This window comes from Candidatus Allofontibacter sp. (genome assembly GCF_038145245.1).
GTDB lineage: Bacteria > Pseudomonadota > Alphaproteobacteria > Pelagibacterales > Pelagibacteraceae > Fontibacterium.
On record NZ_JAYQPI010000001.1, the window covers coordinates 12,765 to 27,075 of the forward strand.

26 protein-coding genes are annotated in these 14,311 nt (G+C 30.8%); all 26 read left to right on the forward strand.

Annotation, left to right across the window (positions count from 1 at the left end):
• The first annotated feature begins 31 nt into the window (after nucleotides 1-31).
• Genes rpsL through rpsM form a run of 26 tightly spaced genes read left to right on the forward strand, consistent with a single transcriptional unit; the run spans nucleotide 32 to nucleotide 14,308 of the window.
• Nucleotides 32-403, forward strand: coding sequence for a 30S ribosomal protein S12 (gene rpsL / locus AC8IGH_RS00065; protein ID WP_507418675.1), 372 nt, complete (start codon nucleotides 32-34; stop codon nucleotides 401-403).
• Nucleotides 404-405: 2 nt separating this feature from the next.
• Nucleotides 406-876 (forward strand): 30S ribosomal protein S7, encoded by a 471-nt coding sequence (gene rpsG, locus AC8IGH_RS00070; protein ID WP_507418676.1) that lies wholly within the window; start codon nucleotides 406-408, stop codon nucleotides 874-876.
• Between the two features lie 4 nt (nucleotides 877-880).
• Nucleotides 881-2,956: an elongation factor G gene (gene fusA / locus AC8IGH_RS00075; RefSeq protein ID WP_507418677.1), complete on the forward strand. Its 2,076-nt coding sequence runs from the start codon at nucleotides 881-883 to the stop codon at nucleotides 2,954-2,956.
• A gap of 3 nt (nucleotides 2,957-2,959) precedes the next feature.
• The gene (gene rpsJ / locus AC8IGH_RS00080; protein ID WP_017943904.1) at nucleotides 2,960-3,268 is read left to right on the forward strand and encodes a 30S ribosomal protein S10; all 309 of its coding nucleotides are present in this window, start codon (nucleotides 2,960-2,962) and stop codon (nucleotides 3,266-3,268) included.
• A 3-nt stretch (nucleotides 3,269-3,271) separates the two neighbouring features.
• A complete protein-coding gene (gene rplC / locus AC8IGH_RS00085) occupies nucleotides 3,272-4,057 on the forward strand; it encodes a 50S ribosomal protein L3 (protein ID WP_507418678.1) in 786 nt (261 codons plus the stop codon).
• Between the two features lie 4 nt (nucleotides 4,058-4,061).
• Nucleotides 4,062-4,688 carry a 50S ribosomal protein L4 gene (gene rplD, locus AC8IGH_RS00090; RefSeq protein WP_507418679.1) on the forward strand — a complete coding sequence of 209 codons (627 nt, stop codon included), beginning with the start codon at nucleotides 4,062-4,064 and terminating at the stop codon, nucleotides 4,686-4,688.
• Nucleotides 4,685-4,987, forward strand: coding sequence for a 50S ribosomal protein L23 (rplW, locus tag AC8IGH_RS00095; RefSeq protein ID WP_507418680.1), 303 nt, complete (start codon nucleotides 4,685-4,687; stop codon nucleotides 4,985-4,987). The genes rplD and rplW overlap by 4 nt, the downstream gene beginning before the upstream one ends.
• Nucleotides 4,988-4,989: 2 nt before the next feature.
• Nucleotides 4,990-5,817 (forward strand): 50S ribosomal protein L2, encoded by an 828-nt coding sequence (rplB, locus tag AC8IGH_RS00100; RefSeq protein WP_507418681.1) that lies wholly within the window; start codon nucleotides 4,990-4,992, stop codon nucleotides 5,815-5,817.
• A 2-nt stretch (nucleotides 5,818-5,819) separates the two neighbouring features.
• On the forward strand, nucleotides 5,820-6,125 hold the full coding sequence (gene rpsS / locus AC8IGH_RS00105) for a 30S ribosomal protein S19 (RefSeq protein WP_507418682.1): 306 nt from the start codon (nucleotides 5,820-5,822) through the stop codon (nucleotides 6,123-6,125).
• On the forward strand, nucleotides 6,112-6,492 hold the full coding sequence (gene rplV, locus AC8IGH_RS00110; RefSeq protein ID WP_507418683.1) for a 50S ribosomal protein L22: 381 nt from the start codon (nucleotides 6,112-6,114) through the stop codon (nucleotides 6,490-6,492). The genes rpsS and rplV overlap by 14 nt, the downstream gene beginning before the upstream one ends.
• Nucleotides 6,492-7,190 carry a 30S ribosomal protein S3 gene (gene rpsC, locus AC8IGH_RS00115; protein ID WP_507418684.1) on the forward strand — a complete coding sequence of 233 codons (699 nt, stop codon included), beginning with the start codon at nucleotides 6,492-6,494 and terminating at the stop codon, nucleotides 7,188-7,190. Before rplV ends, rpsC begins: the two co-directional genes overlap by 1 nt.
• Nucleotides 7,174-7,590, forward strand: a complete 417-nt coding sequence (gene rplP, locus AC8IGH_RS00120; protein WP_507418685.1) for a 50S ribosomal protein L16 — start codon at nucleotides 7,174-7,176, stop codon at nucleotides 7,588-7,590. Before rpsC ends, rplP begins: the two co-directional genes overlap by 17 nt.
• Entirely contained in the window at nucleotides 7,590-7,781 is a 192-nt protein-coding gene (gene rpmC / locus AC8IGH_RS00125) for a 50S ribosomal protein L29 (protein ID WP_507418686.1), read from the forward strand. Before rplP ends, rpmC begins: the two co-directional genes overlap by 1 nt.
• Nucleotides 7,781-8,017, forward strand: a complete 237-nt coding sequence (gene rpsQ / locus AC8IGH_RS00130) for a 30S ribosomal protein S17 (RefSeq protein ID WP_507418687.1) — start codon at nucleotides 7,781-7,783, stop codon at nucleotides 8,015-8,017. The genes rpmC and rpsQ overlap by 1 nt, the downstream gene beginning before the upstream one ends.
• A complete protein-coding gene (gene rplN, locus AC8IGH_RS00135; protein WP_017943915.1) occupies nucleotides 8,018-8,386 on the forward strand; it encodes a 50S ribosomal protein L14 in 369 nt (122 codons plus the stop codon). It abuts the gene before it with no gap.
• Nucleotides 8,383-8,694 (forward strand): 50S ribosomal protein L24, encoded by a 312-nt coding sequence (gene rplX / locus AC8IGH_RS00140; protein WP_507418688.1) that lies wholly within the window; start codon nucleotides 8,383-8,385, stop codon nucleotides 8,692-8,694. The genes rplN and rplX overlap by 4 nt, the downstream gene beginning before the upstream one ends.
• Nucleotides 8,691-9,329: a 50S ribosomal protein L5 gene (rplE, locus tag AC8IGH_RS00145; RefSeq protein WP_507418689.1), complete on the forward strand. Its 639-nt coding sequence runs from the start codon at nucleotides 8,691-8,693 to the stop codon at nucleotides 9,327-9,329. The genes rplX and rplE overlap by 4 nt, the downstream gene beginning before the upstream one ends.
• Nucleotides 9,330-9,635, forward strand: a complete 306-nt coding sequence (gene rpsN, locus AC8IGH_RS00150; protein ID WP_507418690.1) for a 30S ribosomal protein S14 — start codon at nucleotides 9,330-9,332, stop codon at nucleotides 9,633-9,635. It begins immediately after the preceding gene.
• Nucleotides 9,636-9,644: 9 nt separating this feature from the next.
• The gene (rpsH, locus tag AC8IGH_RS00155) at nucleotides 9,645-10,040 is read left to right on the forward strand and encodes a 30S ribosomal protein S8 (protein WP_507418691.1); all 396 of its coding nucleotides are present in this window, start codon (nucleotides 9,645-9,647) and stop codon (nucleotides 10,038-10,040) included.
• A 3-nt stretch (nucleotides 10,041-10,043) separates the two neighbouring features.
• A complete protein-coding gene (rplF, locus tag AC8IGH_RS00160; RefSeq protein WP_507418692.1) occupies nucleotides 10,044-10,580 on the forward strand; it encodes a 50S ribosomal protein L6 in 537 nt (178 codons plus the stop codon).
• A gap of 2 nt (nucleotides 10,581-10,582) precedes the next feature.
• Nucleotides 10,583-10,921: a 50S ribosomal protein L18 gene (gene rplR / locus AC8IGH_RS00165; protein ID WP_507418693.1), complete on the forward strand. Its 339-nt coding sequence runs from the start codon at nucleotides 10,583-10,585 to the stop codon at nucleotides 10,919-10,921.
• Nucleotides 10,922-10,924: 3 nt separating this feature from the next.
• Nucleotides 10,925-11,422 carry a 30S ribosomal protein S5 gene (gene rpsE, locus AC8IGH_RS00170; RefSeq protein WP_507418694.1) on the forward strand — a complete coding sequence of 166 codons (498 nt, stop codon included), beginning with the start codon at nucleotides 10,925-10,927 and terminating at the stop codon, nucleotides 11,420-11,422.
• Between the two features lie 4 nt (nucleotides 11,423-11,426).
• A complete protein-coding gene (gene rplO, locus AC8IGH_RS00175) occupies nucleotides 11,427-11,903 on the forward strand; it encodes a 50S ribosomal protein L15 (protein WP_507418695.1) in 477 nt (158 codons plus the stop codon).
• A gap of 5 nt (nucleotides 11,904-11,908) precedes the next feature.
• On the forward strand, nucleotides 11,909-13,219 hold the full coding sequence (gene secY, locus AC8IGH_RS00180) for a preprotein translocase subunit SecY (protein ID WP_507418696.1): 1,311 nt from the start codon (nucleotides 11,909-11,911) through the stop codon (nucleotides 13,217-13,219).
• A complete protein-coding gene (locus tag AC8IGH_RS00185; RefSeq protein WP_507418697.1) occupies nucleotides 13,219-13,872 on the forward strand; it encodes an adenylate kinase in 654 nt (217 codons plus the stop codon). Before secY ends, AC8IGH_RS00185 begins: the two co-directional genes overlap by 1 nt.
• Nucleotides 13,873-13,927: 55 nt before the next feature.
• Nucleotides 13,928-14,308, forward strand: a complete 381-nt coding sequence (gene rpsM, locus AC8IGH_RS00190; protein ID WP_507418698.1) for a 30S ribosomal protein S13 — start codon at nucleotides 13,928-13,930, stop codon at nucleotides 14,306-14,308.
• Nucleotides 14,309-14,311: the final 3 nt, after the last annotated feature.

Below are 14,311 nucleotides of genomic sequence, written 5' to 3' on the forward strand. Positions count from 1 at the left end.
ATCCTTAAATTATTTAAATTTTTAAAAATTTATGCCAACGATAAATCAACTCGTTAAGCGAGGAAGAGTTAAACCAAAAGTAAGGAACAAAGTTCCTGCTCTAGAAGCATCACCTCAGAAAAGAGGAGTGTGCACTCGAGTTTACACAACAACTCCAAAGAAACCCAATTCTGCATTACGTAAAGTCGCAAGAGTTCGTTTATCCAATGGTTATGAAGTTACAAGTTATATTCCAGGAGAAGGTCATAATTTACAAGAGCACTCAGTGGTAATGATTAGAGGCGGAAGGGTAAAAGATTTACCAGGAGTTCGATATCATACTATTCGAGGAGTTCTTGATACTCAAGGTGTTACAAAAATGAAACAACAAAGATCTAAATACGGAGCAAAGAGACCTAAATAATTATGTCACGTAGAAGAAAACAAACAAAAAGAGATGTAAGTCCAGATCCAGTTTACAAGTCTAAAGTTGTCACAAAATTTATGAATTCATTAATGTACCAAGGAAAAAAAACAGTAGCTGAAAAAATTTTATATAAAACTTTTGAACTTATTAAATCTAAAACGAATGATGATCCAATTAAAGTTTTTAATGATGCTCTTAAAAATGTAAAACCAAATTTAGAAGTTAAATCTAGAAGAGTTGGTGGAGCAACATATCAAGTTCCTGTTGATGTAAGAGCTGATAGAGCTCAAGCTTTGGCTATTCGTTGGTTAATTGATGCTTCAAGAAAAAGAACAGACAAAAGTATGCAAGAAAAATTAGTGAAAGAATTGTTAGACGCGGCATCTAATAAAGGTTCAGCAATTAAAAAAAGAGAAGACACTCATAAAATGGCAGAAGCAAATAAAGCTTTTGCACATTTTAGATGGTAAATTTATGAGCGAAAAATATCCAATAGATAAATATAGAAATATTGGCATCGCAGCACACATTGATGCCGGCAAAACCACGACTACAGAACGAATTTTATATTACACAGGCAAAGCTCACAAAATTGGAGAAGTGCATGATGGCGCTGCAACTATGGATTGGATGGAGCAAGAACAAGAAAGAGGCATTACTATAACATCAGCTGCAACTACTTGTTTTTGGAAGGGTCATAGAATTAATATTATTGATACGCCTGGACACGTTGATTTTACAATTGAAGTTGAAAGATCACTAAAAGTTTTAGATGGTGCAGTTGCTTGTTTTGATGGTGTTGCAGGTGTTGAACCGCAGTCAGAAACAGTATGGAGACAAGCAGACAAATATAAAGTTCCAAGAATTTGTTTTGTTAACAAATTAGATAGGACTGGTGCTAATTTTTTCATGTGTGTTGACATGATTAAGGAGAGATTAGGAGCTACTCCGTTAGTACTTCAACTTCCAATTGGAATTGAAAATACCTTTAAAGGTGTAGTTGATTTAGTAACAATGAAGGGCGTTGTTTGGCAGGACGAGAGTTTGGGAGCTAAATTTGATTATGTAGAAATACCTGCAGAGCTTAAAGAACAAGCAAATAAATATCGAAAAGATTTAGTAGAACTTGCTGTCGAACAAGATGAAAAAGTGATGGAAAATTATCTTAATGGTAAAGATCCATCAGAAGCAGAATTAAAAGCTTGTATTAGAAAAGGCACAATCACTTTTGCTTTTGTTCCTATAGTTTGTGGAGCTGCTTTTAAAAATAAAGGAGTGCAATTAATTCTTGATGCAGTAGTTGATTTTCTTCCAAGTCCAAAAGACGTTGGTCAAGTTAAAGGAACAAAACCTAATTCTGAAGATGAACTTGTTAGAAAATGTAATGATGCTGAACCATTTTCAGCATTAGCATTCAAAATTGCAAATGATCCTTTTGTTGGATCACTAACTTTTATTAGAATCTATTCAGGGTCATTATCTACTGGTACTGGTGTATTAAATGCTTCAACTGGAAAAGAAGAACGAATTGGTCGTATGTTATTAATGCATGCTAATAATAGAGAAGATATTAAAAGTGCAAGCGCAGGAGATATTGTAGCATTAGCTGGACTTAAAAATACAATCACTGGACATACTCTTTGTGACAAAAATAATCCAATCGTATTGGAGTCCATGGACTTCCCGGAACCAGTTATTGAAATTGCAGTTGAACCTAAAACAAAAAATGATCAAGAAAAAATGGGTGAAGCTCTTAACCGTTTAGCAAAAGAGGATCCATCGTTTAGAGTTTCTTCTGATAATGAGTCTGGACAAACAATTATTAAAGGAATGGGAGAACTTCATCTTGAAATTATTGTAGATAGAATGAAAAGAGAATTTAAAGTTGAAGCTAATATTGGAGCACCGCAGGTTGCTTACAGAGAGACTATTACTTCATCTTCAAAACTTGAATATACTCATAAAAAACAAAGTGGTGGCGCAGGACAATTTGCAAAAGTTAAATTAGCCGTTGAACCTCTTTCTCAAGGAGAAGGTAGAATTGTAGAAAATTTAATTAAAGGCGGAGCAATTCCAAGAGAATTTATTCCAGGAGTCGAAAAAGGCATATTAAGTGTTGCAGATTCAGGAGTATTAGCCGGCTTTCCATTATTAGATTATAAAGTTCAAATTTTAGACGGATTACATCATGAAGTAGACTCTAGTCCTTTAGCATTTGAATTAGCTGCAAGATATTGTTTTAGAGAACTATGTCTTCAGGCAAATCCAAAACTTTTAGAACCAATTATGAAAGTAGAAGTAGTTACACCTGAAGATTATATGGGAGATGTCATTGGAGATTTAAATAGCAGAAGAGGACAAGTCGGATCAACTGACAAAAGAGGTAATGCAGCAGTTATTAATGCAATGGTCCCACTCGCAAATATGTTTGGTTATGTAAATACTTTAAGATCAATGTCGCAAGGTAGAGCACAATATACAATGCAGTTCGATCATTATGATCGCGTTCCTCAAAACGTTCAGGACGAAGTTACAAAAAAAATGGCATAGATTATGGATAAACAAAATATTAGAATTAAATTAAGAGCTTACGATCATAAAGTTTTGGATCAGTCTACTATCGAAATTGTAAATACTGCAAAAAGAACTGGCGCTCAAGTAAGAGGACCTATTCCACTTCCTACGCGTAAAGAAATTTTTACAGTTTTGAGATCACCTCATATTGATAAAAAAAGTAGAGAACAATTTGAAACAAGAACACATAAGCGAATGATAGATATTCTAGATCCAACTCCTCAGACTGTTGAGGCGTTGATGAAATTAGATTTAGCTTCAGGCGTTGATGTAGAAATTAAAATTTAAATTATGACTTTAGGTTTAATCGGAAAAAAAATTGGTATGACAAGAAGATTTTATGAGAATGGTCAATCTGTTCCTGTAACAGTTCTTCACATTGAGCCAGGTAAGGTAGTAGATATTATAACTAAAGAAAAACGTGGTTATAGCGCTGTATTAGTTGGATTTGGACACATTAAAAATTCAAAACTTACAAAACAGATGAAAGGTGTTTTTTCCAAAAAATCTTTAGAACCTAAAAAAATTTTAAAAGAATTTAGAGTAGATAAAGATAGTGATCTTAAATTAGGTTCGGATGTCGATCTAAATATTTTTAAAGATATAAACTTTGTTGATATTAGATCTAAAACAATCGGAAGAGGTTTCGCTGGTGTTATGAAAAGACATAATTTTTCTGGATTAAGAGCAACTCATGGTGTTTCTATTTCTCATAGATCGCATGGTTCTACAGGTCAAAGACAAGACCCAGGTAGAGTATTTAAAGGAAAAAAAATGGCAGGGCATATGGGCGATAAATTTAGAACAATAGAGAGACTTGAGATTATCGAAACAGATTTAGAGAATAACTTATTATTTGTTAAAGGATCAGTGCCAGGAGCAAAAAATTCTGTAGTGGAAATTAATAAAGCAATAAAAGAAAGAAATAAGAGAACAATGAAAGATACTATTCAATCTTTTAAAGATGATCTTGCTGAAGGGTTAAAAGAAAAATCAAATAAAAAAGAAAAAAGCGCAGAAACAAATAAAAAAGAAACAAAACCTGCGACAGCTGCAACAACAGAGAAAAAAAAGTAATTATATGAAAATTAAGGAATTAGGTATTGATGGAAAAGATGTTGGAAATATAGAAGTTTCTGACAATATATTTTCATTAAAACCAAGAAAAGACATAATAAAAATGGTTGTTGATTGGCAAATAAGTCGTCATTCAAAAAAAACTGGATATACCAAAACAAGGGGTGAAGTAGCAGGATCTAGAAAAAAAATTGGACCACAAAAGGGATCTGGAGGAGCTCGACATGGTAATATTACAGCCCCTATTTTTGTTGGCGGAGGTATTGCGCATGGACCAAAAGCAAAAGGAAAACATAGAGTTAAAAGATTAAATAAAAAAGTTAGAAAATTAGGATTAAAACATGCATTGTCTAGTAAAGTCTTAGACAATAAAATTAATATTTTATCTGAGAAAGATTTTAAAAATTTTAAAACTAAAGATTTCAGCAAATTTTTATCAAAAATTAATTCGAAAAGTGCATTATTAATTTACGATAAAGAAAATGAAGTTTTGTTAAATAATATAAAAAATATTAAGAATATTAAAAATATCCCTGAAATTGGAACAAATGTATATGATGTTCTAAAATACCAAAATGTCTTGTTTACTCATTCATCAATTAAAAAACTTCAGGAAAGATTATTAAAATGAAAAAAAGAGCTGATAATTTTGCATATGATATTATTTTAGAGCCAGTAGTAACTGAGAAGTCCACTAATTTAAGCTCATTAAACAAAGTAATATTTAAAGTTGCACCTTTTGCTACAAAAGCGAATATTAAAAAAAGCGTTGAAAAACTTTTTAAAGTAAGTGTTATTAAAGTTAACACTATTAATCTTCATCCAAGATTTAAAATGGTCAGAGGAAAAGTTGCTAAAAGTTCTGGATATAAAAAAGCAATCGTTACTCTTAAAAAGGGACAATCAATTGATATTACTACAGGAATATAAAAATGAGTTTAAAAACATATAAACCATATACAAAATCTTCACGAGGAACAATTATCCTAGATAGAACAGGTATTTGGAAAGGAAAACCTGTTAAATCTTTAACTTCGGGTATTAGCGGTTCCTACGGTAGAAATAATTTAGGAAGAATTACATCAAGACATCGTTCAGCTGGACATAAAAAAAAATACAGATTTGTAGATTTTAAAAGAAATAAGTTTGATATGTCAGCAACAGTAATTAGATTTGAGTATGATCCTTATAGAACAGCTAATATTATGCTTGTTGAATATGAGGATAAAACAAAAAGTTATTTTATAGCTCCACAAGATATTAAAGTAGGTACTAAAATTTACTCTGGCAGAAAAAAAGACATAGAAATAGGAAACTGCATGCCATTAATAGATATTCCTCCAGCAACTGTTGTTCATAATGTTGAAATGAGACCAGGAAATGGTGGGGTATTAGCAAGATCAGCAGGTTCCTCCGTACAAATTATGAGTCATGATCAAGATTATACAACTTTAAAATTAGCATCTGGCGAAGTAAGAAAAGTTCAAAGTTTGTGCAAAGCAACTATTGGTGCCGTATCAAATCCGGATCAAAAAAATATCAAAATTGGTAAAGCAGGAAGAAGTAGATGGTTAGGTGTTAGACCACAATCAAGAGGAATAGCAATGAACCCTGTGGATCATCCTCACGGAGGAAGAACTAACGGTGGAAGACATCCTGTTACACCTTGGGGAATAAAAACTAAGGGTAAAAAGACAAGAAAAAATAAAAATACAGATAAATACATTATCTCTAGAAAGAAAAAGAGAGGTATTAATTAATTATGAGTAGATCAGTTTGGAAAGGTCCTTTTGTAGAATTAAGTTTAATGAAAAAAGTACAAAAGCATAAAGAACAAAATATTAAGAAACCAATTAAAACATGGTCAAGAAAATCGACAATTATTCCAGAATTTATTGGAATGACTTTTGAAGTTCATAATGGAAAAAAATTCTTTCCAGTAACTATTACTGAAGAGATGATTGGTCATAAATTAGGAGAATTTTCTGCTACAAGACAATTCTTTGGACACACTCCTGCAGACAAAAAAGCTGCACCAGCAACTGAGAAAAAAGATGACAAAAAATAAAGATTTAAATCAAGTAAAAGCAATTTATAGGAACTTAAGATCAAGTCCTCGAAAAGTTAATAATATATTAAAAAGTATTAGAGGAAAAAATGCTAATCTAGCAATGAGAGATCTAGAATTTACAGATAAAAGAGTAGCAAGTGAAATTAAAAAAACATTAAAATCGGCAATTGCAAATGCTGAGAATAATAATCAATTAGACATTGATAATTTAATTGTTAAAGAAGCCTACGTAGGCAAAGGAATAACTTTAAAGCGTTTTATGCCTAGAGCAAGAGGTAGAGCCGCAGGAATTAAAAAACATTTTTCAAATTTGACTATAATTGTTTCAGAAAACAAAAAAACTCCAGTGGAGGCTGCTAAATAATGGGACAGAAAGTTAATCCAATTAGCTTGAGACTAAGTATAAATAAAAATTGGGACTCAATGTGGTTTGCTAAGAAAAAAGAATATGGTCAGTATTTGATTGAAGATTTTAGAATTAGAGAATACATCAAAAAAAATCTTAAGAATTCAGGTATTTCAAAAATCTTTATTGAAAGACCAACAAAAAAATGCATTGTAACAATATTCACATCTAGACCTGGATTTGTAATTGGAAAAAAAGGTTCAGATATTGATAAAATTAAAAGCAATCTTAATAAAATTTCAAGTTCTGAAGTTTCAGTAAATATAAAAGAAATAAGAAAACCCGAGTTAGACGCCTACTTAGTTGCAGAAAACGTAGCACAGCAACTTGAAAAAAGAATTGCATATAGAAAAGCAATGAAAAGAGCTATGCAATCTACTCTTAGGTTAGGAGCAAAAGGAATAAAAGTAACAGTTGCTGGTAGACTTGCTGGAACTGAGATTGCAAGAACTGAATGGTTAAGGGAAGGAAGTATACCTCTTCATACGTTAAGAGCTGATGTTGATTATGGAGAAGCGGAAGCAGAAACTACTTATGGAATAATTGGTGTAAAGGTTTGGATATACAAAGGTATTGTGTTTGAAAAAGATAAGAAAAAAAATGATGATTTAGAAACTAAAACTATAAGCGAGAAGGAAAATGTTACAGCCAGCTAGAACAAAATACAGAAAAGCATTTAAAGGAAAAATCAGTGGAATTGCTACGCGTGGCGCTGAATTGAATTTTGGTTCATTTGGTTTAAAAGCAATCGAGCCTAATAGAGTAACTTCTAAGGAAATAGAAGCTGCTAGAGTTGCTTTAACCAGACATATGAAAAGAGCTGGTAGAGTATGGCTAAGAATTTTTCCAAATATTCCAGTAACAAAAAAACCAATAGAGGTTAGAATGGGTAAAGGTAAGGGTGGTCTGGAGTATTACGTATTTAGAGTAAAACCAGGACGAATTATTTTTGAAGTTGACGGAGTAGACGAAATTGTTGCTAAAGAAGCCTTTGAGAGAGCGCAGGCAAAATTATCTATAAAGACTAAAATGATTAAAAGATTAGGAACACAATAATGAAAACTAAAGAAATAAAAAAATTAACTCAAGATCAATTATTTTCTGAGTTGGAAAAGTTAAAAAAAGAACAATTCAATATTCGGTTTAAGAAAAAAAATGGTCAAGTGACTAATACAGCTTCAATTAAAACCAACAGACGCTCTATTGCTGCTGTTAAAACATTTATCAATTTAAACAAAACAAAATAATGGTTAAAAGAATTTTAAAAGGAAAAGTAGTTAGTGACAAAAGCAACAAGACAGTTGTTGTTGAAGTCAGCAGAAGATTTGTTCATCCTATATATAAAAAAGTAATGACCACTTATAAAAAATATCATGCGCATGATGAAAATAATAAATCAAAAATTGGCGATGTAGTTTCTATTATTGAGAGTAAACCAATTTCAAAACTTAAACGTTGGACTGTAGTTGGAGGTAATAAATAAATGATACAAGTGCAAACTGAATTATTTGTTGCAGACAATACAGGAGCTAGAAAAGTAGAGTGTATAAAAGTTTTAGGTGGGTCTAAAAGAAGATATGCTACAATTGGAGATATAATTGTAGTTTCAATTAAAGATGCTATTCCAAAAGGAAAAGTAAAAAAAGGAGATGTTCACAAAGCTGTTATTGTAAGAACAAGAAAAGAAATTAAAAGATTAGATGGAACATCAATAAAATTTGATGCTAATGCAGCAGTTTTAGTACAACCAAACGGAGAGCCAATAGGAACAAGAATTTTTGGACCAGTGACAAGAGAATTAAGAAATAAAAATTTTATGAAAATAATTTCGTTAGCACCAGAGGTATTATGATTAAATTAAAAATTAAAAAAGGAGATAACGTAAAAATTATTACTGGTGATGATAAAGGTAAAACAGGAAATGTTATTAAAGTATTTCCAGACATTAGGAAAGTTTTAATTAAAGGTGTAAATGAAAAGAAAAAACATCAAAAACCAACTAGAGAGAAAAAAGGTGGAATTATAACTATTGAAAGACCTGTTGATATATCAAATGTTGTTAAATTATCTGATGCAAAAGTAGATAAAAAAGTTGAAAAAAAAGATGAGGTTAAAAAAGTTGCAAAAATAGAAAAACCTAAAACAAAGAGTAAAAAATGAAGTTAGTGCCTAGATTAAAAGAAAAATACGTAAAAGAAATAGTGCCAGCACTATGTAAAAATTTATCTTTTAGTAACAAAATGCAAGCCCCAAGACTTGTTAAAATTGTTTTAAATATGGGTCTAGGATTAGACGGAACTGATAGTAAAATTTTAAAAAGCGCTGAGGACGACCTTTCGGCTATTGCTGGGCAAAAAGCACAAGTTACAAAGTCAAGAAAATCAATATCTAATTTTAAAACACGAGTTGGAATCCCTTTAGGGTTAAAAGTTACTTTAAGAAAAGATCAAATGTATTTTTTCTTAGATCGTCTAGTAAATATTGCTTTGCCAAGAATTAAAGATTTTAGAGGTTTAAATCCTAATAGTTTTGATAGTGAAGCAAATTATAGTTTTGGAGTTAAAGAGCACATAATATTTCCAGAGGTTAACTTTGATAAAGTAGATAAAATTAGAGGTTTAGATATTACTATTGTGACTACCGCGAAAACTAAGGATCAAGCAAGAATGTTACTTGATAGTTTTAATTTTCCGTTTGCTAAAGTAGGAATTTTTTCGGCAGATAAGAAAAAAGTAAAAAAAGAAAATGAAGTTGAAAAAGGAAAAGATAAAGAAAAAAATAAGGAGCTTAACTAAATGGCAAAGAGAAGTTCGATTGAACGAAATTTAAAAAGAGTAAAAATGGCTAAAAGATTTGAAAATAAAAGATCTAAGCTTAAAAAAATTATTATGAATAAAACATTACCATTAAATGAAAGATTTTTAGCTAGTTTAAAACTTTCAAAAGTTCCAAGAAATTCAGCAAAAAACAGAGTGAAAAATAGATGTGAGATAACTGGAAGATCACGCGGTTATTATAGAAAATTAAGAATGTCGAGAATAGCGCTTAGAAAATTTGCTTCTAGCGGAAAGATTCCAGGCATGACGAAAGCTAGTTGGTAAGGAGGAAATATGAAAATTACAGATCCTATTGGAGATATGATAACTAGAATTAGAAATGGTCAAATGCGCGGCCTAAAAAAAGTTTCAGTTCCTGGTTCTAAATTAAGAAAAGCGGTTTTAGATGTTCTTCAAAAAGAGGGATTTATTCAGGAGTATACTATTTCAAAAGACAAAAGTTTTGAAACAATAGAAATTAACTTGAAATATATGTATGGAGATCCAGTTATTAAAGAAATTCAAAGAGTTTCTAGACCAGGAAGAAGAATATATTCAAGATCTGATAGTATTCAGAAAATTCAAAATGGATTAGGAATATCTATCATTTCTACATCAAAAGGAATTTTTTCAGATAACGAGGCAAGAGAAAAAAAATTAGGTGGGGAGGTCCTTTTTAAGGTTTCTTAAAGTATGTCAAAAATTGGAAAAACACCTATAGCATTACCATCTGGCGTTTCTGTAAAAGTTGAGAATAATAAAGTTATTATTCAAGGCGCTAAAAGTAAAAAAGAATTAATTGTAGATCAAAATATTCTAAAAGTAACAGTTACAGATAACAAAGTTTATCTTGAACCAGTAGATAAAAAAAATGCAGATAAACTTACATGGGGATTGCATCGAAGCTTGATTAATAACGGAATTATTGGTGTATCGAAAGGATTTGAAAAAGATTTAAAACTGACTGGAGTTGGTTTTAGAGCTACATTACAAGGTAAAAAAATTATTTTTCAATTAGGATTTAGTCATGATGTTCATTATGAGATTCCTGAAGGTATAGAGATTGCAATTGATAAACAAACAGCAATAAAAGTTAAAGGAATTGACAAAGAATTAGTAGGTAAAGTCTGTGCTGATATTAAATTTTTAAAACCTGTCGAACCTTATAAAGGAAAAGGAATAACTTCTTCAGACCAATTTGTTTTAAGAAAAGAAGGTAAAAAGAAATAACTATGGCTACTAATATTAAAAGACAGAATAGAATTAGAGGAAAAATGAAGAAGTACAACCCAACTGGATTGCGTCTTACTGTTTTTAGATCTTTGAAAAATATTTATGCTCAAGTTATAGACGATACTAAAAATCAGACGTTAGTTTCTGCATCATCAGTTGAAAAAATTATGGATAAAAAGAAAAAAATGGAGCTCTCAGTAGAAGTTGGGAAATTAGTTGCAAAAAGAGCTTTAGAAAAAGGAATTAAAGAAGTCTATTTTGATAGAGGAAGATATAAATATCATGGTCGTGTTAAAATATTAGCGGACTCAGCTAGAAAAGAAGGGTTAAAATTTTAATTTATGAATACACAATCTGAACTTAAAGAAAAATTAGTTGCAATTAATCGAATTACTAAAGTGGTTAAAGGAGGAAGAAGATTTGGGTTTGCAGCATTAGTTGTTGTTGGAAATCAAAAAGGATTGGTTGGATTTGGTCATGGAAAAGCCAAACAAGTTCCAGATGCAATTAAAAAAGCTTCTGAAGAAGCTAAAAGTTCATTAGTTAAAGTTCCATTGAGAGAGGGCAGAACTATTCACCATGATACGTATGGAAAAAGTGGATCAGGAAAAGTTTTGTTAAGAAGCGCGCCTGCCGGAACAGGAATTATAGCTGGCGGAGCAATCCGAGCAATATGCGAAATGTTAGGAATGCAAGATATTGTTGCAAAATCAATTGGCTCTTCAAATCCTTATAATGTAGTTAGAGCATGCATGTTGGCTTTATCTAAACAAAGATCACCTAAAGATATTTCAATACTTCGTGGAAAAAAAATTAGTGAAGTCGTAGCAAGGAGATAAAAATATGAAATTAAATACTTTAAATGTTTCTCTTTATAAAAAAAAAAGAAGATATGCTAGAGGAATAGGTTCTGGAAAAGGAAAAACTGCAGGACGAGGAGTTAAAGGTCAAAAAGCTAGATCTGGAGTATCTATTAAGAGTTTTGAAGGAGGTCAAATGCCTCTTTATAGAAGACTTCCTAAAAGAGGTTTCAATGCAATTATAAAAAAGCATTCGTACGAACAAATGATTATTAATCTTAATGATATTCAAAATTTAATAGAAAAGAAAAAGCTTGATACATCCTCTAAAGTTACATTAGACAGTTTTAGAAAAGTAAAAAATATTAAAAATAATTATAAATCATTAAAAGTCTTAGGTAATGGAGATATTAAATCAAAAATACAAATAGAGGCACATCAAATCAGCGCATCCGCTAAAACTAAAATTGAAAAAGCAGGTGGAAGCGTTAATTTATTGAAACAAGAAGAGGCTAAATAGATTTTATGTCTAGTTCTTTTGCTTCAGTTGACTCTCTAAAGTCTAACTCTTCATTAGACGATCTTAAAAAGCGAATATTTTATACTTTATTTATTTTAATTGTTTATAGATTCTGTACTTATGTTCCTTTACCTGGAATAGACGCTCAAGCCCTTAAAGGTTTAATATCTAATAATCAAAGATCTTTGCTTGGCATGTTTAATTTATTTGCAGGTGGAGCTGTATCGAGAATGGCAATTTTAGCATTAGGAATAATGCCATACATTTCCTCATCAATTATTATTCAATTATTAACAGGAGTTACTGATTATTTTAAAAATTTAAAAAATTCAGGAGAAATTGGAAGAAGAAAAATTACACAATATACTAGATATGGAACAGTGCTTTTGGCGTTAGTTCAAGGATATGGTGTGGCAGTAAGTTTAGAAAATTCTCAAGGGATTGTTATAGAAGGAGGATTTTATTTTAGATTAGTAACTACAATCACATTATTAACAGGAACTATGTTTTTAATGTGGCTTGGTGAACAAATTACCGCAAGAGGAATTGGAAATGGTATTTCATTAATTATCTTTGCAGGAATTGTTGCAGAAATTCCAAGTGCATTAGCATCTACTTTTGAATTAGGTAGAACTGGGGCTATTACAGCTGGAGCAATACTTCTTATAATTGCTATTCTTGTTGCAGCTATCTATTTTATTGTCTTCGTAGAACGTGCACAAAGAAAAATTTTGATTCATTATCCAAAAAGACAAATCGGTAATAAATTGTATGGAGGAGATGCTTCCCATCTTCCATTAAAAGTTAATACGGCAGGTGTTATACCAGCAATATTTGCTTCAGCACTCTTAATTTTACCAATTACAATTTCTAATTTTACATCTTCTTCAAGTGAAATTGTTGTTGGAATTACTTCAATGCTTGGACAGGGAAAGCCCTTGTATATGATTATTTACGCAGCTGGAATAATATTCTTTTCATTTTTTTATACTTCAATTATCTTTAATCCAAAAGAAACAGCTGAAAATTTAAGAAAGTATGGTGGATTTGTTCCAGGAATTAGACCTGGCGAACAAACTGAACAATTTATAGATCAACTGTTATTAAAATTAACTGCAATTGGATCTTTATATTTAGTTGTAATTTGCTTGTTGCCAGAACTTATTATTGCAAATTATCCAATTCCATTTTATTTAGGGGGAACATCACTTCTTATTGTGGCTGTAGTTGCAATGGATACAGTTGCTCAAGTGCAAACGAGATTAATGAGTCAACAATATGAAAGTTTAATTAAAAAAACAAAATTTAATCGTTAATGAACCTTGTAATTTTTGGTCCTCCAGGCGCAGGAAAAGGAACTCAATCAGCAAAATTGGTAAAAGAATTTAACCTATACCAATTATCAACAGGTGACTTGCTTAGAGATGAGGTAAGTAAAAAAACTGAATTTGGAAATAAGATAGAAGAGATCATGAAATCAGGAGGATTAGTCTCTGATGAAATTATTAATAATTTAATTGAAAAAAAAGTTTCTAATTCACAATATAAAAACCGTATAATTTTTGATGGCTTTCCAAGAAATCTTGAGCAAGCAAAAAGTTTAGATAATTTATTAAATAAATATGACCAACAAATGAGTCTCGCTCTTAATTTAAAAGTTGATAATCAAATTTTAGTTAAAAGAATTACTGGCAGAGTGACATGCTCTATATGTAATAAAACTTTTAATACTTTTTTTGACCCTCCAAAGAATTGTGAATTAAAAAATTGTTCAGAAAAAAAACTTATTACTAGATCTGATGATAACGAAGAAACAATTGTTAAAAGATTAAAAACTTACGATGAAAAAACATTTCCGGTCTTAGATTATTACTTAAAAAAAGGAATAATCAAAAATGTAGACGGAATGCAGGAAATTAATGCAATAAGTGATCAATTATTTACTATAGTGCGTGCCGTACGCAGTTGACTTTGATAGTTTGATTCATATAATCGCATTTTTTCAAAAATTAGATTTTTAATTTATGGCTCGTATAGCTGGAGTGAATATTCCTCAAAATAAAGTTGTCAAAACTGCTCTTACTTATATTCACGGTATTGGCGATAAAACTGCTAATGATATTTGTAATGAATTAAAAATCGACAAACATAAAAGAACAAACGCTTTGACAGATGATGAAGTTCTAAAGATCAGAGAATTTATTGACAGCAAATATTCAGTTGAAGGTGATCTTAGAAGAAATGTATCTTTAGACATAAAAAGATTAAAAGATTTAGGTACTTATAGAGGATCAAGACACAGAAAAAGACTTCCGGTTAGAGGACAAAGAACACATTCCAACGCAAGAACAAGAAAAGGAAAAGCTATTGCAATTGCTGGAAAAAAATTAACTAGTATGAAATAATTT

Excerpts from the sequence above, each read along its gene's own strand:
- rpsL (WP_507418675.1), top strand. The coding sequence starts at position 32 with ATGCCAACGATAAATCAACTCGTTAAGCGAGGAAGAGTTAAACCAAAA.
- rpsG (WP_507418676.1), top strand. The coding sequence starts at position 406 with ATGTCACGTAGAAGAAAACAAACAAAAAGAGATGTAAGTCCAGATCCA.
- fusA (WP_507418677.1), top strand. The coding sequence starts at position 881 with ATGAGCGAAAAATATCCAATAGATAAATATAGAAATATTGGCATCGCA.
- rpsJ (WP_017943904.1), top strand. The coding sequence starts at position 2,960 with ATGGATAAACAAAATATTAGAATTAAATTAAGAGCTTACGATCATAAA.
- rplC (WP_507418678.1), top strand. The coding sequence starts at position 3,272 with ATGACTTTAGGTTTAATCGGAAAAAAAATTGGTATGACAAGAAGATTT.
- rplD (WP_507418679.1), top strand. The coding sequence starts at position 4,062 with ATGAAAATTAAGGAATTAGGTATTGATGGAAAAGATGTTGGAAATATA.
- rplW (WP_507418680.1), top strand. The coding sequence starts at position 4,685 with ATGAAAAAAAGAGCTGATAATTTTGCATATGATATTATTTTAGAGCCA.
- rplB (WP_507418681.1), top strand. The coding sequence starts at position 4,990 with ATGAGTTTAAAAACATATAAACCATATACAAAATCTTCACGAGGAACA.
- rpsS (WP_507418682.1), top strand. The coding sequence starts at position 5,820 with ATGAGTAGATCAGTTTGGAAAGGTCCTTTTGTAGAATTAAGTTTAATG.
- rplV (WP_507418683.1), top strand. The coding sequence starts at position 6,112 with ATGACAAAAAATAAAGATTTAAATCAAGTAAAAGCAATTTATAGGAAC.
- rpsC (WP_507418684.1), top strand. The coding sequence starts at position 6,492 with ATGGGACAGAAAGTTAATCCAATTAGCTTGAGACTAAGTATAAATAAA.
- rplP (WP_507418685.1), top strand. The coding sequence starts at position 7,174 with ATGTTACAGCCAGCTAGAACAAAATACAGAAAAGCATTTAAAGGAAAA.
- rpmC (WP_507418686.1), top strand. The coding sequence starts at position 7,590 with ATGAAAACTAAAGAAATAAAAAAATTAACTCAAGATCAATTATTTTCT.
- rpsQ (WP_507418687.1), top strand. The coding sequence starts at position 7,781 with ATGGTTAAAAGAATTTTAAAAGGAAAAGTAGTTAGTGACAAAAGCAAC.
- rplN (WP_017943915.1), top strand. The coding sequence starts at position 8,018 with ATGATACAAGTGCAAACTGAATTATTTGTTGCAGACAATACAGGAGCT.
- rplX (WP_507418688.1), top strand. The coding sequence starts at position 8,383 with ATGATTAAATTAAAAATTAAAAAAGGAGATAACGTAAAAATTATTACT.
- rplE (WP_507418689.1), top strand. The coding sequence starts at position 8,691 with ATGAAGTTAGTGCCTAGATTAAAAGAAAAATACGTAAAAGAAATAGTG.
- rpsN (WP_507418690.1), top strand. The coding sequence starts at position 9,330 with ATGGCAAAGAGAAGTTCGATTGAACGAAATTTAAAAAGAGTAAAAATG.
- rpsH (WP_507418691.1), top strand. The coding sequence starts at position 9,645 with ATGAAAATTACAGATCCTATTGGAGATATGATAACTAGAATTAGAAAT.
- rplF (WP_507418692.1), top strand. The coding sequence starts at position 10,044 with ATGTCAAAAATTGGAAAAACACCTATAGCATTACCATCTGGCGTTTCT.
- rplR (WP_507418693.1), top strand. The coding sequence starts at position 10,583 with ATGGCTACTAATATTAAAAGACAGAATAGAATTAGAGGAAAAATGAAG.
- rpsE (WP_507418694.1), top strand. The coding sequence starts at position 10,925 with ATGAATACACAATCTGAACTTAAAGAAAAATTAGTTGCAATTAATCGA.
- rplO (WP_507418695.1), top strand. The coding sequence starts at position 11,427 with ATGAAATTAAATACTTTAAATGTTTCTCTTTATAAAAAAAAAAGAAGA.
- secY (WP_507418696.1), top strand. The coding sequence starts at position 11,909 with ATGTCTAGTTCTTTTGCTTCAGTTGACTCTCTAAAGTCTAACTCTTCA.
- AC8IGH_RS00185 (WP_507418697.1), top strand. The coding sequence starts at position 13,219 with ATGAACCTTGTAATTTTTGGTCCTCCAGGCGCAGGAAAAGGAACTCAA.
- rpsM (WP_507418698.1), top strand. The coding sequence starts at position 13,928 with ATGGCTCGTATAGCTGGAGTGAATATTCCTCAAAATAAAGTTGTCAAA.